The following is a 17572-nucleotide window of genomic DNA, read 5'->3' as shown; positions in this document are numbered from 1 at the left end:
CGACACCTCGCCTTCGTCAAAGTCTCGATCACCAAGTGGTTACACCTTGCTCGAGCATGGGCTGGTGTTTGCGTGATGTCTGTTCCTCAAAACTCGCTACACTTGATCCACTTGGTGTGCCGTGCCTGATGGGCACCTTGCCATGCGTGCTGGGGTTCTCATCAAGTGCTGACCATGTTCGGCATGGTGTCCATCGGATCTGGTGGACGACGCATGTGGTGGTGGAAAACGTCGAGCGCATCATGGTCACCGAGGGCCTGTCGCCCAAGGACGCGACGAAGAAGGCCATGGGCCAGATTACCGGTGCCATCGTCGGTATTACCCTGGTGCTGGTGGCGGTGTTTCTGCCGATGGCGTTCATGCCGGGTTCGGTGGGAGTGATCTACCAGCAGTTCTCGCTGTCGATGGCCACCTCGATCCTGTTCTCGGCGTTCCTCGCCCTGACCTTGACCCCGGCCCTGTGCGCCACCTTGCTCAAACCGATTGCCAAGGGCGAGCACCATGCCAAGGGCGGTTTCTTCGGCTGGTTCAACACACGCTTTGAACGCCTCACTGACCGCTACGAAGGCTGGGTGGCCTATGCCCTCAAGCGCAGCGGGCGTTACCTGTTGATCTATCTGGTGCTGCTGGTGGGCCTGGGTTGGATGTTCAGCCGCCTGCCCTCCTCGTTCCTGCCGGTGGAAGACCAGGGTTACACCATCACCGATATCCAACTGCCGCCGGGTGCAAGCAAGAACCGCACGGTGCAGGTGGCCGAGCAGATCGAGGCGCATAACGCCGAGGAGCCCGGGGTGGGTGACACCACCATGATCATGGGCTTCAGTTTCTCTGGTTCCGGGCAGAACGCGGCGTTGGCGTTTACCACGTTGAAGGATTGGTCGGAACGCAGCAGCGATGACTCCGCCGCATCGATTGCCGACCGCGCCAACGAAGCCTTCAGCGAACTCAAGGATGCGATTGCCTACGCGATCCTGCCGCCGCCGGTAGACGGCCTGGGCACGTCCAGCGGCTTCGAATTCCGCCTGCAGGACCGTGCTGGGGTCGGCCATGCCGCGTTGATGACTGCGCGTACCGAGTTGCTAGCCGCCGCCGAAAAAAGCCCGATCCTGGCCAACGTGCGCGAAAGCGCCCTGGCCGAGGCGCCGCAAGTGCAGCTGGAAGTCGACCGCAAGCAGGCCAACGCGCTGGGCGTGTCGTTTGCCGATGTAGGCAATGTGCTGTCCTCGGCCATTGGTTCTGCGTATGTCAACGACTTCCCCAACCAGGGCCGCATGCAGCGGGTGGTGGTACAAGCTGAAGGCGACCAGCGCAGCCAGGTGGCGGATTTGATGAAGATCAACGTGCGCAACAATGCCGGGAAAATGGTGCCGCTGTCGGCGTTTGTCGAAGCCAAATGGACCCAGGGCCCGGCGCAGTTGACGCGCTACAACGGCTACCCCGCCATCGCCATCAGCGGCGAGGCGGCGCCGGGGCACAGTACGGGTGAGGCCATGGAGGAGATCCAGCGTCTGGTCAGCCAACTGCCAGCGGGCCTGGGGCAGGAATGGACCGGGTTGTCGCTGCAGGAACGCTTGTCCGGCTCCCAGGCACCGTTGCTGTTGGGCCTGTCGCTGCTGATGTGTTCTGTGCTGGCGGCGCTGTAGAAGCTGGTCGATCCCGACGTCGTTGCTGGTGTGCCCTGGGCGTCTCGGGCCGTGTGGCGTGACTGCGGATGCCAAGACGTTTCTTCAAGGTGGTTGATCACCATCATGGTGTCGGCGAAAACGCGATTTGATCATCGAGTTTGCCAAGCTTAGACAGGGCAGACCTGTCGACGCCACCTAAGCCGCGCGCGCGTGCGGCCGATTATGACTCTGGCGTTATCCTGGCGTGGTGCCTTGGCATTGCCACCGGTGCCAGCTCGGCCAGCCAGCAGGCGATGGTACCGGGGTGATCGGCGGGATGATCACCGCCACACTGGCGGTGGTGTTTGTGCCGGTGTTCTTTGTGGTGGTCATGAAGCTGGTGCGCAAGAAACCCTAAGCGGGCGCTATGGTGCTCACAACATCCTCTGTTGTGAGCACCTATGGCCTTCCTTGCCCGCACCCACCCTCGCCTCTCATCCGCCGCCGTGCTCGGCCTTGCCGTGGGCATTCTGGCGCCTGCCGATACGCTGATCAGCAAGGTCCTCATCGGCTGGAACGCCGGGGTGTGGACCTACCTGCTGCTGATGGTGTGGCTGGCGACCCGCGCCCGCGCCGACGACGTAAAACGCATCGCCGAAGTCGAGGATGAAAACGCAGGCCTGGTGCTGTTTATGGTGTGCATCGCAGCGATTGCGAGCCTGGCGACCATCACGGTCAACCTGGTAGGCAGCAAGGACCTGGACAGTACGGCGCGCCTGCTGCATTACGGTTTTACCGGCATGACCGTGATCGGTTCATGGTTGCTGACGGGGGTGATTTTCAGCGTGCACTACGCGCGGCTTTTTTATACCTGGGAAGGTGACGAGCCAGCGCTGCGCTTTGCCGAAGGCTTGCGCAACCCCAACTATTGGGACTTTCTGTACTTCTCGTTCACCATCGGCGTGGCGGTGCAAACGGCGGATGTGGGGGTGGCCACGCGCAGTTTGCGCAAAGTCGTGCTGGGCCAGTCGTTGATCGGGTTCCTGTTCAATACCGCAATTCTGGGTTTCTCGATCAACATTGCCGCAGGGTTGTTCAGCTAGGCCGGCGTACAGATCTGGCAGGCAAAAAAATGGGAAGCCGAGGCTTCCCATTTTTAACTGCGTGAACTGCTTAGAAAGCCCACTGCACGCCTACAGTAGCGCCCCAAGGCTGGTCATAGGCCTTGCCTTTCATGTGAGTGCCTTCGGCATGCAGGCTGGGACGCCTAAAGCCTTTGGCCGGATACTGTCATAACTAACAGGTAGCCCTATCCGTTCGTCGGTTTTCTCACGCCTGGTGCCGTGACCTTTTTTAAATAGTTCTTGACGAAACGGGCTGCCTGGCATTCTATGAAACCGGTTTCAGACTGCCGAATGCTGGCAATCAAACGACTAAATCCAATAAGAAAGGCCCGCCACCGTGACTCCATTTTCCGCCGCCCAGCGCAGCCGCGTGACCATGCTTGACGTCGCCGAGCGCGCCGGCGTGTCCAAGGCCAGCGTTTCGCGCTTTATCGGTGATGACCGCGCCCTGCTCTCCGACGCCATTGCCCTGCGCATCGAGCAAGCCATCAGCGACCTCGGCTACCGCCCCAACCAAATGGCCCGCGGTTTGAAACGAGGGCGCACACGCCTGATCGGCATGCTGGTCGCCGATATCCGCAACCCCTATTCCATTGCCGTGATGCACGGCGTCGAGACCGCCTGCCGCCGGCATGGCTATAGCTTGGTGGTGTGCAACACCGACCGCGATGACGAACAGGAACGCCAACACTTGGCGGCGCTGCGCTCGTACAACATCGAAGGGTTGATTGTGAACACCCTCGGCCATCACCTCGACCAATTGCTCGAACTGCAGCAGGAAATGCCGCTGGTGCTGGTGGACCGCAAGGTCGAGCCGCTGCACAGCGACCTGGTCGGGCTGGATAACCCCGCCGCCGTGCGCATCGCTGTGGAGCATCTGCAACAGCAGGGTTATCGCGATGTGTTGCTGGTGAGCGAAGCCGCCGACGGCACCAGCTCGCGCCTGGAGCGCCAGACCAGTTTCACGGCCGAGATCGCCAGCCGCCCCGAACTGACTGGCGCAGTGCTGGAACTGGATGGCGAACTGGAAAGCCGTTTGCAGGCCTTTGTTGCCAAGCCCGGCCCGAAGGCGTTGTTCTGCGCCAACGGCATTGCCGCGCTGGCCTGTACCCGTGCGCTCAAGGCCCTGGGCTGTAACCTGTTTGACGATGTGGGCCTGATCGCCCTGGATGACCTGGACTGGTACCCATTGGTGGGCAACGGCATCACCGCCCTCGCCCAGCCCACTGAAGCGATTGGCGCCAGTGCCTTCGACTGCCTGCTCCAACGCCTGCGCGGCGATGACGCGCCGACGCGCACCCTGGATTTTTTGCCGGAATTAATCATCCGTGGCTCCACACAATCCCTTGTGGGAGCTGGCTTGCCTGCGATGACGGTTCGTCAGACGAAGCAGTAATCGCCTGACACACCGTCATCGCAGGCAAGCCAGCTCCCACACTTGTTTTGCGTAGAAAAATGAAACCGGTTTCAGAGGTACATAACAATGCATAAATACCCCGTCTCCATCAGCCTTTCCAGCTACGGCGCTGACCTGGTACGCCAGCAGGGCCAACTGAGTTTCGTCGAGTTGCTGAGCGCCGCCGGCGCCCAGCGCATCGAATGGCGCGAAGAACTGCTGACCCGCGAACACCCTGCCGCTCTGGCCCAGGCCGCCGCCGCGCATGGCCTGGAATGCGTGTTCTCCTCGCCGCTGGAACTGTGGGTCGCCGGCCGCGCCCAGCCCAACGCCGAGCTGAATGCCACCCTCGACCGCGCCCAGGCATTTGGCGCGCGCTGGCTGAAAGTCTCCCTCGGTTACTTCACCGACACCAACGACCTGCAAAGCCTGCACGCCCTGCTCAACCGCCACCCCGTTCAGTTGCTGGTGGAAAACGACCAGACCCTGCAGGGTGGGCGTATCGAGCCGATGCAGCGGTTCTTCACTGAGGTCGAGCGCCTTGGCCTGCCCGTGAAAATGACGTTCGACATCGGCAACTGGCAGTGGCAGGACCAATCCGCCCTCACCGCCGCACGCCTGCTCGGCCGGCATGTGGATTACCTGCATTGCAAGGCCGTGGCCCGCCGCCAGGACGGCAAGCTGGTGGCCCTGCCGCCCGGCGCCACCGACCTGCATCTGTGGGAACAACTGCTCAAACATATGACTCAAGGTATTACCCGGGCCGTGGAATTCCCGTTGCAAGGCGATGACCTGGTGGAGGTCACCGCGCAGCAGGTCGCCGCCCTCGCCGTCCTTGGCCAACCCCGTGCGGAAAATGCCCATGTCTGAGATCGATATCCTGTCGTTTGGTGAAACCATGGCGATGTTTGTCGCCGAGCAGACCGGCGATTTGGCCCAGGTGGCCCAGTTCCACAAACGTATTGCCGGCGCCGACAGCAACGTCGCCATCGGCCTGTCGCGCCTGGGCTTCAACGTGGCCTGGCTAAGCCGCGTCGGGGATGATTCGCTCGGGCGTTTTGTGGTCGACACGCTGAAAAAAGAAGGCTTGGATTGCCAGCATGTGGCGGTGGACCCGCAGCACCCCACCGGCTTTCAGTTCAAGTCCTGCGAAGAAGCCGGCGCAGACCCTCAGGTCGAATACTTCCGCAAAGGTTCGGCCGCCAGCCACTTGTCCATCGCCGCCATCAGCCCCGCGCTGTTACAGGCGCGGCACCTGCATGCCACCGGCATACCGCCGGCCTTGTCTGAGGCGACCCGCGAGCTGTCGGTGGAATTGATGACGCAAATGCGCAAGGCCGGGCGCAGTGTGTCGTTCGACCCGAACCTGCGCCCGTCGCTATGGGCCAGCCAAGCGCAAATGATCGGCGCAATCAACGCCCTTGCCGCGCTGGCTGATTGGGTACTGCCAGGCTTGAGCGAAGGCCGCTTGCTCACCGGTTTCGACGACCCGGCCGACATCGCCGCGTTCTATCTCGACCAAGGCGCCGAAGCCGTGGCGATCAAGCTTGGGCCGGATGGCGCCTATTACCGCACCCAAATGGACCAAGGCTTTGTCGCCGCCGTGCCGGTGGAAAAAGTCGTCGACACCGTCGGCGCCGGCGATGGCTTTGCCGTCGGCATGATCAGCGCCCTGCTGGAGAACCTCAGCTTCCCCGACGCGGTAAAGCGCGGCAACTGGATCGGCAGCCGCGCCGTGCAGAGCCGGGGCGATATGGAAGGCTTGCCGACCCGTTTGGAGTTACCTGCCCGATCCGTTGCATGACCCACACCCTGTTGCCACAACTACAACAAGCTCAGGAGCAACCCCATGGATACCTTGAAACTCGCCACCCGCCGCTGGTGGTACATCATGCCCATCGTGTTTATCACCTACAGCCTGGCGTACCTGGACCGCGCCAACTACGGCTTCGCCGCCGCCTCCGGGATGGCCGAAGACCTGATGATCACCCCCGGCATGTCCTCGCTGCTGGGCGCGCTGTTCTTCCTCGGCTACTTTTTCTTCCAGGTGCCGGGGGCGATCTACGCGCAAAAGCGCAGCGTTAAAAAACTGATTTTCGTCAGCCTGATCCTCTGGGGCGGCCTCGCCACCCTGACCGGCGTGGTGTCCAACGCCTACATGTTGATCGCCATACGCTTCATGCTCGGGGTGGTCGAAGCCGCCGTGATGCCGGCGATGCTGGTTTACCTGTGCCATTGGTTTACGCGTGCGGAACGCTCGCGCGCCAACACCTTCCTGATCCTCGGCAACCCGGTGACCATGCTGTGGATGTCGGTGGTCTCGGGCTATCTGGTGCAGCATTTCAGCTGGCGTTGGATGTTTATCATCGAAGGTTTGCCGGCGGTGATCTGGGCGTTTATCTGGTGGAAGCTGGCGGATGAAAAACCCGCCGACGCCAAGTGGCTGAGTGAGCAACACAAAAAAGACCTGGAAAGCGCCCTGGCCGCCGAACAAGTCGGGATCAAGGCGGTGAAGAACTACGCCGAGGCGTTTCGCTCGCCCAAGGTGATCGTCCTGGCGCTGCAGTTTTTCTGCTGGAGCATCGGCGTGTACGGCTTTGTGCTGTGGCTGCCGTCGATCCTCAAGGCCGGTTTGCAGATGGACATGGTCGAAGCCGGCTGGCTGTCGGCGCTGCCGTACCTGGCAGCGGTGATCGGCATGCTCGTGGTGTCGTGGGGCTCGGACAAGCTGCAAAAACGTAAACGTTTTGTGTGGCCGCCGTTGTTGATTGCGTCCATCGCGTTTTATGCGTCCTACGCACTCGGCGCTGAGCATTTCTGGTGGTCCTACACCCTGCTGGTGATTGCCGGGGCCTGCATGTATGCGCCTTACGGGCCGTTCTTCGCCATCGTCCCGGAAATTCTGCCGGCCAACGTTGCCGGTGGCGCCATGGCACTGATCAACAGCATGGGCGCGCTCGGCTCTTTCGGCGGCTCCTACCTGGTGGGTTACCTCAATAGCAGCACCGGTTCGCCTGGCGCCTCGTACCTGCTGATGAGCGGTGCGCTGATGCTGGCCGTGGTGCTGACGATTTTCCTCAAGCCCGGCGCCAGCGACCGTGTACGCGTGCCGATGCCCACTCTTGGATTGAAGGTGAAAACCTGATGAAAAAATCTGTCGTTTTATATAAAAAACTCTCCGCGCCCTTGATGGCCCGGCTGCACGAGCACGCCGACGTCACGCTGATCGACGCGCTGGACGAACCGGGCCTGGCCAAACTGCGCGACGCCTTACCCCGTGCCCAGGGCCTGCTGGGTGCCAGCCTGCGCCTGGACGCCCAGTTGCTCGACCTGGCGCCCAAGCTTGAAGCAGTCGCCAGCGTCTCGGTGGGTGTCGACAACTACGACATCGACTACCTCACCCAACGTGGCATCCTGCTCAGCAACACCCCGGATGTGCTCACCGAAACCACTGCCGATACCGGTTTCGCGCTGATCCTGGCGACCGCGCGCCGTGTGGTCGAACTGGCCGACATGGTCCGCGCCGGCCAATGGAACAAGAACATCGGCCCCGCGCATTTCGGCAGCGACGTACACGGCAAGACCCTGGGCATTATCGGCATGGGCCGCATCGGCGAAGCCCTGGCTCAACGCGGGCATTTTGGTTTTGGCATGCCGGTGATCTACCACAGCCACTCGCCCAAACCGTTGGTGGAAGAACGCTTCGGCGCGCAGTACCGCAGTTTGGTGGCCTTGCTCAAGGAAGCCGACTTTGTCTGCCTGACCTTGCCGCTGACCGCCGAAACCGAAAAGCTGATCGGCGCTGAAGAGTTTGCGCTGATGGGCCCAGAGACGATCTTTATCAATATCTCGCGTGGCAAAGTGGTGGACGAGGCCGCACTGGTCCAAGCGTTGCTGCAACGTACGATTCGGGCGGCGGGCCTGGATGTGTTTGAGCGTGAACCGTTGAACCACGACTCGCCATTACTGCGCTTGAACAACGTGGTGGCCACACCACACATCGGCTCGGCGACCCATGAAACGCGTGAGGCGATGGCCAAGTGTGCGGTGGACAACCTGCTGGCGGCGCTGGCGGGTGAACGGCCGAAAAACCTGGTGAATCCAACCGCCTGATGCATCGCAGGCAAGCCAGCTCCCACAGAAAAGCAGAGCACTGCGGTGCTGGCAGCAAACTCGGTCAAAATTGTGGGAGCGGGCTTGCTCGCGAAGGCGGTGGGTCAGTCAGCTCATGTGTAACTGACCCACCGCTTCGCGAGCAAGCCCGCTCCCACATTGGGATCTCATTACATCAGCTAGATAGGGTGGTGCTCTGCTTCTGCTCTGCTTCTGCCCTGCTTTTGCTTCTACCACTCAGGTCGGCTACTAGGCCGCCGTGCTCTTGCTTTTGATCTTGATCTTGATCTTGATCTGAGGCGCCCCGTTAACCACGATGGCCGAACGCGGCTATGTACTCCATCGACCGAAACAAAAATGGTCATCCTGTGGGAGCTGGCTTGCCTGCGATGGCATCAACTGGTTATGCCTGATACACCGAGGTGTCTGCATCGCAGGCAAGCCAGCTCCCACAGAAAAGCAGATCTGCTTCTGCTGTGCTTCTGCTGTGCTTTTGCCCTGCTTTTGCTTTCGGAAGAGCACACGTCTTGGAATTGAGCGGCTATGCGGCGAAAGCCTCGGCCCTGCTCAAGGAAAGTGGTAATGGCGGAAAGCTTGAACTGCGTCGTGTATTTGCTCATGAAAAGCCTCAGGAGTTGGACGAGTGTCCAACTTCTGGGGCGCACTTCAGTGTCGCAGGAGCCAGCTCCCACGGCTCTGTGTTTCTGCTGTGCTTTTGCTTCAACCACTCAGGTCGGCTACTAGGCCGCCGTGCTTTTGATCTTGATCTTGATCTGAGGCGCCCCGTTAACCACGATGGCCCCCGCGCCTGACAGCCGACCTGATATTTGAAACTGAACTCAATCCAATGTGGGAGCTGGCTTGCCTGCGATGGCATCAACTGGTTATGCCTGATACACCGAGGTGCCTGCATCGCAGGCAAGCCAGCTCCCACAGAAAAGCAGATCTGCTTCTGCTGTGCTTTTGCCCTGCTTTTGCTTCAACCACTCAGGTCGGCTACTAGGCCGCCGTGCTCTTGCTTTTGATCTTGATCTTGATCTTGATCTGAGGCGCCCCGTTAACCACGATGGCCGAACGCAGGCTTGAATCCGTGGGTAACCCGGCAGGACGCCGGGTTAGCCGCGATGGGCCAAGGATGGCCCATGGCGGCGGCCCACGGATTCAAGCCGGAGTGAGGGCATGCCGAGCCTAGGCGAGGCACCGAGTGGTGGGGCAAGAGCCCTTTTGGTTACTTTTGGGGCTCTTTTCCAAAAGTGACCCGCCGTAAGGGCGGAACCAATACAGCCGTTACCGCAGCAACGGATATGTACTCATATCTACCTAAAAACCCGGTCAAAAACTTAGCGCAACACAAAAAGTTGCGTAGATACCCATGGTCATCGCGGGCAAGCCCGCTCCCACATTTAATCTTCGCGCTTGGGCGGGCAGTACTTTGCCGACGGTGGTCTTGGGCAGTTCGGTGGTGCGAAATTCCACATACCGCGGCACTTTGTACCCTGTCAGGTATTCCCGGCAGTGAGCGAGGATCTGTTCCTGGGTCAGGTTCGGGTCTTTGCGCACGACGATGATTTTCACTTTTTCCCCGGTCACAGCGTCTTCCACGCCGATGGCCGCCACTTCACTCACGCCTGGGTGCAAGGCCACCACGTCTTCGATTTCATTGGGGTACACGTTGAAGCCCGAGACCAGGATCATGTCTTTCTTGCGGTCGACCAGGCGGATATAGCCGCGCTCATCCATTACGCCGATATCCCCGGTCGACAACCAGCCCTCGGCATCCAGCACCTCGGCGGTTTCCTTCGGGCGCTTCCAGTAACCCTGCATCACCTGCGGCCCACGCACTTGCAGTTCGCCCTGCTCACCGATGCCGGCCAACTCGCCGTCCTCGCGCATAAAGCGCACCCAGGTCGACGGCAATGGCACGCCAATGCTGCCGGTAAACTCCATCTCGCGCATGCGTGAGATGTCGATGGGGCTGATGCTCACCACCGGCGAGCATTCGGTCAGCCCGTAGCCCTCGATGATCGGCAGCCCTGTCACCTCCTTCCAACGCTTGGCCACCGCCGTGTGCGTGGCCATGCCGCCGGCAATCACCATGCGCAGGTCGGAGAAGTCCCGCGCGCAGAATTCCTTGTTTTCCAGCAAGCCATTAAACAAGGTGTTGACCCCGGCAATCCCGTTGAAACGCTCTTTGCGCAGGATCATCTGCACGCGCTTCACGTCGCGCGGGTTGGCGATTAGGATGTTGCGCCCGCCCAGGCACATGAACATCAGGCAGTTCACCGTCAGGGAAAAGATGTGGTACAGCGGCAACAAGGTGACGTTGGTTTCTTGCGTGTCCTGGTCCAACTGGTCACCGACCCAGGCCTTGGCCTGCAACAGGTTGGCGATGATATTGCGGTGGCTGAGCATCACGCCCTTGGCGTCCCCCGTGGTGCCGCCGGTGTATTGCAAGAAGGCCAGCTCATCGAGGTTCATCGCCACCGGGAGGTGATTAAGCGCCCGCCCCTGTTTCAGCACCTTGTTGAAGCGCACGGCGCCGGGCAGGTTGAATGTGGGCACCTGCTTTTGCACGCTGCGCAGGATGAAGTTCATCGCCGCGCCCTTCAAGGTGCCGAGTAAGTCGCCGATGGCCGCCACCACCACGCGCTTGACGCTGCTGCCGGCCACAACCTTTTCGAGGGTGTGGGCGAAGTTTTCGAAGATCACCACCGTTTCGGCGCCGCTGTCCTTGAGCAAATGCTTGAGCTCATGGGCGGTGTACAGCGGGTTGACGTTGACCACCACCGCACCGGCCAGGATCGTGCCCAGCAGGCAGATCGGGTACTGCAAGCAGTTGGGCATCATCAACGCCACACGGTCGCCTTTCTTCACGCCCTGGCCCTGCAGCCACGCGGCAAACGCGATGCCTTGCACCTGCCAGTCGGCATAGGTCATTTCGGTACCGATGCTGACGTAAGCGACGCGTTCGCGGAACTTCTCCAGGTGTTCCAGGAACACCTCACGCAACGACGGATACGCCTCGATACCCGCCTCAATGTCTGCCGGCACGCCGGGCAAGTAAGCGTTCAACCAGATCCGTTCGGCGTGTTCCAGGCTTACAGCGTTCATGGCAGTCTCCTTGTTATTGTTTTGGGTAACGCTACTTTTCGACGATGGCAGTAATGCCCAGCCCGCCCGCCGCGCAGATCGAAATCAAGCCGCGCCCGCCACCGTTCTCATGGATGGTTTTGGCCAGCGCCGCCAGTTGCCGGCCACCGGTGGCGGCGAACGGATGACCGCAGCCGAGCGAGCCGCCGTTGACGTTCATCTTGCTGCGGTCGATGGCGCCCAACGGTGCGTCCAAGCCTAGACGCTCGCGGCAATAATCGGCGTCCTCCCAGGCCTTGAGGGTGCACAGCACCTGAGCGGCGAAGGCTTCGTGAATCTCAAAAAAATCGAAGTCGGCAAAGCTCAGGCCTTCGCGTTTGAGCATGCGTGGCACCGCATAGGCCGGTGCCATCAACAGGCCCTCGGCGCCGTCGACAAAACTCACCGCCGCCGTCTCGCCAGTGCGCAGGTAGGCCAGTACTGGCCAGCCATGTTCAGCCGCCCATTCTTCGCTGGCCAGCAGCACCACCGAGGCGCCATCGGTCAGCGGCGTGGAGTTGCCCGCCGTGAGGGTGCCGTTCTGGCGGTCGTAGGCCGGGGACAGCCCGGCGAGCTTCTCCAGGCTGGCGTCGGCGCGCAGGTTGTTGTCGCGCACCAGGCCACGGTAAGGGCTGATCAAATCGTCAAAGAAGCCACGTTGGTAGGCCGCATCCAGGCGCTGATGGCTGGTCAGGGTCAACTCGTCCTGGGCCAGGCGTTTGATCTGCCAGCGCTTGGCCATTTCTTCGCAGTGCTCACCCATCGACAAGCCGGTGCGCGGCTCGCCATTGCGCGGCAGCAACGGCTTGAAAAACATCGCCGGTCGCACCTTCAGCAGCGCTTTCAACGTGTCGCCAAGGCCTTTGGCGCGATTAGCCGAGAGTAAGGTGTGGCGCAGGGATTCATTGATGCCGATGGGCGCATCGGAGGTGGTGTCGGCCCCCCCGGCAATGCCCACTTCGATCTGGCCCAGGGCGATTTTATTCGCCACCAGCAACGCCGCTTCCAGGCCCGTGCCGCAGGCTTGTTGCACGTCGTACGCAGGCGTTTCTGGCGACAGCGTGGTCGACAACAACGACTCACGCGCCAAGTTGAAATCCCGCGAATGCTTGATCACCGCGCCCGCAGCAAACTCGCCCAGGCGCTGGCCGTGCAGGTTGTAGCGCTCGACCAGGCCTTGCAAGGCGGCGACCAGCAGGTCCTGGTTGCTGTCATGGGCATACACACTGTTGGAACGGGCAAACGGAATACGGTTGCCGCCGATAATCGCCACACGGCGGGTCGGGGCCGGGTTGAAGCTGTAATCACTCATGGGTGGCTCTCATTCCAAATAAACAGCCCACGCATATGCGGTTTATCACCGGCAAAGTTGCGCACTTCGAACTCACGGCGCGGGCCGGTTGCCGGGCGACTCCACAGGGCGACCTGGCCGGGCAGGAAGATCGGCAGTTTGAAGTCGCAATGCGCTTGCGCCTGATCCAGACCACCCGGCGGTTGCTGGGCCGCCAATGCGCGGCCCAAGGTCCACATGCCGTGGGCGATAGCACGGCGAAAGCCGAATATTTTGGCGCCGATCACCGAGGTGTGAATCGGGTTGAAATCCCCCGAAACCTTGGCAAACCGTCGGCCGAGGTCGGCGGGTAGCACCCAGCGTTGGGTGCGTAACAGGCCGTCTTCCTGCAACCCCAGCACGTCATCCCACGGTTCACCGACCGGGTTTTTCACGGCGCGACGCAGGTACAGGCTGTCGCTCTCCCACACCAGCGCGTCGGCGCTGTAGGCCCGCGTGGCGATACTCAGCGCCTGGCCTTTGGGATGCGCGACCCAACGCTCGCAAAATACCTCCAGGCGCAGCGCCTGGCCTTCGTGCAAGCGCTGGTGCTGACGAATGCGATTGGCCAGATGCACCATGCCGCTGGCCGGGTACGGAAAGCTTGGCCGCGTCAGCAGCATCAGGTGCAACGGGAACGCCAGCACGTGCGGATAGGACAGCGGCACGCCCTGCTCACGCCGGAAACCACAGGCGCGGCCATACGCGGCGATGTCACTGGCCGACAGCTCCACCGCCGCGCGCACCAACAGTGCCTGGGGCAGCAACGGCGCGCCGTCGAGCTTGGGTTTGCGCAGCGCGCGCACACCATCCAGTAACAGCTGGGTGCGTGAGGGTGGTGGGTCGATGATCTGCGTCACGTAGTCCATGGCTCAGGCTCCCAGCAGGCTTTGGCCGCACACGCGTACGACTTGGCCGTTAACCCCGCCGGACGCCGGATGGGCCAGCCAGGCGATGGTCTCGGCCACATCAATCGGTTGCCCGCCTTGGGACATCGAGTTCATGCGCCGCCCCGCCTCGCGAATCATCAGCGGAATTTTCGCGGTCATCTGCGTCTCGATAAACCCGGGCGCCACGGCATTCACCGTGACTTGCTGCTGCGCCGCCAACGGCGCCAGGCCCTGCACCAGGCCAATCACACCGGCCTTGGAGGTGGCGTAGTTGCTTTGCCCCAGGTTGCCGGCAATGCCGGAGATCGACGACACGCACACAATCCGCCCGCCCGGGTTCAACCCTTGGCTGTGCAACAAGGCATTGCTCAGCTGCAACGGCGCTTGCAGGTTGACCGCCAGCACACTGCGCCAGGCCGCCTCGGTCATCTTGGCGATGGTTTTGTCTCGGGTGATCCCGGCGTTGTGCACCACCACGTCGAAGGCGCCGTATTGGCTGACATGCGCCTGCAACAACGCGGCGGCATCCGCGGCAGTGATGTCCAGCGCCAAGGCTGAGCCGTTCACACTGTCAGCGGCCTGGCGCAGCGCCTCCTGGGCTTGGGGCACGTCGACGCAAACCACATGGGCGCCGTCGCGGGCCAGCACTTGGGCGACGGCCAGACCAATCCCACGGGAAGCGCCCGTCACCAGCGCACGTCGACCGGCGAAGGGTTTGTCCCAGTTCACGGCGACAGCGCCGTCCACCGGTTTTTCCAGGCGCACCACTTGCCCCGACACATAGGCCGAACGGCGCGACAGGAAGAAGCGCAAGCTGCTGTCCAGGGCGTGTTCGGCACCCGGCGCGACGTAGATCAATTGCGCGGTGATCGCCCGGCGCAGCTCCTTGGCCAGCGAACGCACCAGGCCTTCAAGGGCACGCTGGGCGATGGCCTGGGGCAAATCCTGGCAATGTTCCGGCGCAGTGCCGAGCACCACCACGCGGCCGTGGTGGCCGAGGCGTTTGGCGTTGGCGTGGAAAAACACGTACAGCTCATCGAGCTGCTGTAAATCGAGCACACCCGTGGCGTCAAACACTGCGCCTTGCACCTTGACCGTGGACGGCGCCTTGAGGGTCGCCGGGGTGGCGGCGACGGTGTCGGTGGCCTCGAAAATCTGTTGCACCTGCGAGGCAAGCCGCCCTGCCCCGGCGACGATCACCGGGTTGGCCAGACCTGACTGGCCGCTGCGATGACGCTGCAACGGCAAGGGTTGCGGCAGGCCGATAGCCTGGGCCAAGCGCCGGCCCCAGGGGGAATTGACGAAGGATAGGTAGCTGTCACTCATAAAAGGTCCCACTCACAAAACAATCCTGCCTTGTAAACCCGATCAACTGTGGGAGCTGGCTTGCCTGCGATACAGACACCGTGATGCCATCGCAGGCAAGCCGGCCTCCACAGGTGGACCGCGCTTCTCCTAGTTCACCGAGGCGTTTTCGCCTTGGGGGGTGCGGCGTTTGGCCTTGGGCTCCAGCGCTTGCTGACGCTGCTGCAACGCTTCGAGCAAGCCGAAATCCTGCGGGAAGTCGTCGACTTGAATGCCATGGTCGGCGTATTCCACATAGCGCCCCAGCAAGCTATCTTCCTCGTCACTGATCAAGTCCAGCGCCCGCGCTTTGACGCGCCAGCCGGTGAAGGCCGTGGCGCAAATCGGCATCGGTTCGATCAGGCCTTGCTTGACCGCCGACTTGAGCCGCGCTTCGATCAGTTCTACCTGCGGCAACAAGCGCAAGCCCAATTCGCCGTAAGCCAGCTTGTCGATTTCCGGGCGTGGGATGTAGGAGTTAGCCAGCAACCGGTCGCGGGTTTCGCCTGGGGTTTGCACCACATCCGCCACTTGCGCCAGCAAGCGATCCGAGGGTTTACGCAGTGGAATACCGAACGGGAAACTCAAACCGCGCACCACGACTGCAGCGGCTTTGGAGGGGTAGTTATCGAGCACTTCGGCCAGGGCTTCATGGGCACGCAACAGCGCGTCTTGGGCCGACCAGTGCACCAGCGGCAGGTCTGCCTGGGGCCGTCCGTCATCCTCAAAGCGCTTGAGCACGCAGGACAGGATGTACAGTTGCGACAGAATATCCCCCAGGCGCCCGGTGATACTTTCCTTACGCTTGAGCGCACCGCCGAGTACGCCCATGGACACGTCCGAGATCAACGCCAGCACCACCGACAGCCGATTGGCCTGGCGGTAGTAGGACGCCAGCGCCGGGTCGGTCTTGGCCGGTGCGGAAAGCAGCCGCCCGCCGGTCAGCGAATGCACCGCCGCGCGTACGGTATTAGCCAGCACAAAGCTCACATGGCCGAACATCGCGCTGTCGAATGCCTCCAGCGCCTTGCGCCGGTCCGGGTTGCGCGCGGCTTCCATCTCGCGGAACACATAGGGATGGCAGCGGATCAGGCCCTGACCAAAGATGATCAGGCAACGGGTCATGATGTTCGCGCCCTCCACGGTGATCGCAATCGGGCTTTGCTGGTAAGCGCGGGCCAGGAAGTTATTCGGCCCCATGCAGATACCCTTGCCGGCGACGATGTCCATGCCGTCGTTGACGATGATCCGCGCGCGCTCGGTGACGTGGTATTTGGCGATGGCCGAGATCACCGAGGGTTTTTCGCCGGCATCCAGGGACGCCACCGAGACCTTGCGCACCGCATCGCAGGCATACAAATGCCCGGCCATGCGCGCCAATGGCGCCTGCACGCCTTCGAACTTGCCGATGGGCAGGCCGAACTGTTTACGCATCGCCGCGTAGGCGGTGGTGCCGCGCACCGCGACTTTGCCCAGGCCGACGTTGGCCGAGGGTAAGGAAATCGCCCGCCCGGCTGCCAGGCATTCCATCAACATGCGCCAGCCATTGCCGACCTGTTCGCGGCCGCCGATGACCCATTCCAGCGGAATAAACACATCCTTGCCGGTGGTCGGGCCGTTCTGGAACACGGCGTTCAGCGGCCAGTGACGACGGCCGCTGTTCACACCTGGGTGGGACGTTGGAATCAACGCGCAGGTAATCCCCAGCGAGCCCGCCTTGCCGAGCAAACCGTCCGGGTCTTCGGCACGAAACGCCAGGCCCAGCACCGTGGCGATGGGCCCAAGGGTGATATAGCGCTTGTCCCAAGTCACTTTGAAACCCAGCACTTCCTCGCCTTCGTGCACGCCTTTGCAGACGATGCCCAGGTCAGGAATCGCCCCGGCATCGGAACCGGCATAGGGGCTGGTCAGCGCAAAGCAGGGAATGTCTTCACCCCGCGCCAGGCGCGGCAGGTAGTAATTGCGCTGGGCATCAGTGCCGTAATGCAGCAGCAGTTCAGCCGGGCCCAGGGAGTTGGGCACCATCACCGAAATCGCCGCCGCCGAGCAGCGCGTCGACAGTTTCATCACCACTTGCGAATGCGCATAGTGGGAGAAGCCTTTGCCGCCGTACTGCTTGGGAATGATCATGCCAAGGAACCCGGCGTCCTTGGTGTATTGCCAGCCTTCGGGGGACATGTCCTGCCAGACCTGGGTGGTTTCCCAGTCGTTGGCAATGTCACAGAGGGTCTCGACCTCGTTGTCGAGAAAGGCTTGTTCTTCAGCGCTGAGGCTGGCCGGTGCGGCCTTGAGCAGGCGGTCCCAGTTGGGTTTGCCGCTGAACAGCTCGGCATCCCACCACACGGTGCCGGATTCGATCGCGGCGCGTTCGGTGTCGGACATGGCCGGCATGATTGTACGAAACAGGCCCAGGGCCTTGCTGGTCAACAACGCGCGGCGCAGGGGCTTGATCGCCAGCAGCAACGCGGGCAACACCACCAGTATCGCCGCGACGGTGGCGCCAAACCCGGCCACCACGTTGAACAGGTAACCCGCCGCCAGCCAGATAAGGCCAGCGCCCAACCACAGGGCGGCGACGGCTTGTCGATACGCCAGGGCAATCGCTGCTGCGAAGCCCACCAATAACCAGATAACCATGGGGA

General features: G+C 62.0%; 10 protein-coding genes and 2 pseudogenes. 7 read left to right on the top strand and 5 right to left on the bottom strand.

What is annotated here, in order from left to right; genetic code table 11:
• Positions 1-110: 110 nt before the first annotated feature.
• From GJU48_RS25690 to GJU48_RS10950, 7 genes and pseudogenes are all read left to right on the top strand, one after another.
• Positions 111-2022, top strand: a pseudogene (locus GJU48_RS25690) (efflux RND transporter permease subunit); the annotation flags it as partial.
• A 43-nt stretch (positions 2023-2065) separates the two neighbouring features.
• Positions 2066-2707, top strand: a complete 642-nt coding sequence (locus tag GJU48_RS10975) for a DUF1345 domain-containing protein (RefSeq protein WP_094953824.1) — start codon at positions 2066-2068, stop codon at positions 2705-2707.
• Between the two features lie 358 nt (positions 2708-3065).
• The gene (locus GJU48_RS10970) at positions 3066-4124 is read left to right on the top strand and encodes a LacI family DNA-binding transcriptional regulator (RefSeq protein WP_094953525.1); all 1059 of its coding nucleotides are present in this window, start codon (positions 3066-3068) and stop codon (positions 4122-4124) included.
• Between the two features lie 87 nt (positions 4125-4211).
• Positions 4212-4994 carry a sugar phosphate isomerase/epimerase family protein gene (locus GJU48_RS10965; protein WP_094953524.1) on the top strand — a complete coding sequence of 261 codons (783 nt, stop codon included), beginning with the start codon at positions 4212-4214 and terminating at the stop codon, positions 4992-4994.
• Positions 4987-5928 carry a sugar kinase gene (locus GJU48_RS10960; protein ID WP_094953523.1) on the top strand — a complete coding sequence of 314 codons (942 nt, stop codon included), beginning with the start codon at positions 4987-4989 and terminating at the stop codon, positions 5926-5928. Before GJU48_RS10965 ends, GJU48_RS10960 begins: the two co-directional genes overlap by 8 nt.
• Positions 5929-5973: 45 nt before the next feature.
• Complete coding sequence (locus GJU48_RS10955; protein ID WP_094953522.1) at positions 5974-7269, top strand: MFS transporter; 1296 nt, start codon at positions 5974-5976, stop codon at positions 7267-7269.
• Positions 7269-8237 (top strand): NAD(P)-dependent oxidoreductase, encoded by a 969-nt coding sequence (locus GJU48_RS10950; protein WP_155295988.1) that lies wholly within the window; start codon positions 7269-7271, stop codon positions 8235-8237. The genes GJU48_RS10955 and GJU48_RS10950 overlap by 1 nt, the downstream gene beginning before the upstream one ends.
• Positions 8238-9662: 1425 nt before the next feature.
• On the opposite strand, the pseudogene GJU48_RS10945 reads toward GJU48_RS10950, so the two are convergent.
• The 5 genes and pseudogenes from GJU48_RS10945 to GJU48_RS10925 all read right to left on the bottom strand — a co-directional run.
• Positions 9663-11348 (bottom strand): annotated as a pseudogene (locus GJU48_RS10945) (AMP-binding protein); the annotation flags it as partial.
• 31 nt (positions 11349-11379) lie between these two features.
• On the bottom strand, positions 11380-12678 hold the full coding sequence (locus tag GJU48_RS10940) for an acetyl-CoA C-acetyltransferase (RefSeq protein ID WP_094953519.1): 1299 nt from the start codon (positions 12676-12678) through the stop codon (positions 11380-11382).
• Positions 12675-13565 carry a MaoC/PaaZ C-terminal domain-containing protein gene (locus tag GJU48_RS10935; RefSeq protein WP_094953518.1) on the bottom strand — a complete coding sequence of 297 codons (891 nt, stop codon included), beginning with the start codon at positions 13563-13565 and terminating at the stop codon, positions 12675-12677. Before GJU48_RS10935 ends, GJU48_RS10940 begins: the two co-directional genes overlap by 4 nt.
• A 3-nt stretch (positions 13566-13568) precedes the next feature.
• Positions 13569-14912, bottom strand: a complete 1344-nt coding sequence (locus GJU48_RS10930; protein WP_094953517.1) for a 3-oxoacyl-ACP reductase — start codon at positions 14910-14912, stop codon at positions 13569-13571.
• 129 nt (positions 14913-15041) lie between these two features.
• Positions 15042-17567: an acyl-CoA dehydrogenase gene (locus GJU48_RS10925; protein WP_094951958.1), complete on the bottom strand. Its 2526-nt coding sequence runs from the start codon at positions 17565-17567 to the stop codon at positions 15042-15044.
• Between the last annotated feature and the right edge of the window lie 5 nt (positions 17568-17572).

The sequence above is a fragment of the Pseudomonas sp. IB20 genome (assembly GCF_009707325.1).
Taxonomy (GTDB): Bacteria; Pseudomonadota; Gammaproteobacteria; order Pseudomonadales; family Pseudomonadaceae; genus Aquipseudomonas.
This window is presented reverse-complemented; position numbering and strand designations above follow the sequence as displayed.

Excerpts from the sequence above, each read along its gene's own strand:
- GJU48_RS10975 (WP_094953824.1), top strand. The coding sequence starts at position 2,066 with ATGGCCTTCCTTGCCCGCACCCACCCTCGCCTCTCATCCGCCGCCGTG.
- GJU48_RS10965 (WP_094953524.1), top strand. The coding sequence starts at position 4,212 with ATGCATAAATACCCCGTCTCCATCAGCCTTTCCAGCTACGGCGCTGAC.
- GJU48_RS10960 (WP_094953523.1), top strand. The coding sequence starts at position 4,987 with ATGTCTGAGATCGATATCCTGTCGTTTGGTGAAACCATGGCGATGTTT.
- GJU48_RS10955 (WP_094953522.1), top strand. The coding sequence starts at position 5,974 with ATGGATACCTTGAAACTCGCCACCCGCCGCTGGTGGTACATCATGCCC.
- GJU48_RS10950 (WP_155295988.1), top strand. The coding sequence starts at position 7,269 with ATGAAAAAATCTGTCGTTTTATATAAAAAACTCTCCGCGCCCTTGATG.
- GJU48_RS10940 (WP_094953519.1), bottom strand. The coding sequence starts at position 12,678 with ATGAGTGATTACAGCTTCAACCCGGCCCCGACCCGCCGTGTGGCGATT.
- GJU48_RS10935 (WP_094953518.1), bottom strand. The coding sequence starts at position 13,565 with ATGGACTACGTGACGCAGATCATCGACCCACCACCCTCACGCACCCAG.
- GJU48_RS10930 (WP_094953517.1), bottom strand. The coding sequence starts at position 14,912 with ATGAGTGACAGCTACCTATCCTTCGTCAATTCCCCCTGGGGCCGGCGC.
- GJU48_RS10925 (WP_094951958.1), bottom strand. The coding sequence starts at position 17,567 with ATGGTTATCTGGTTATTGGTGGGCTTCGCAGCAGCGATTGCCCTGGCG.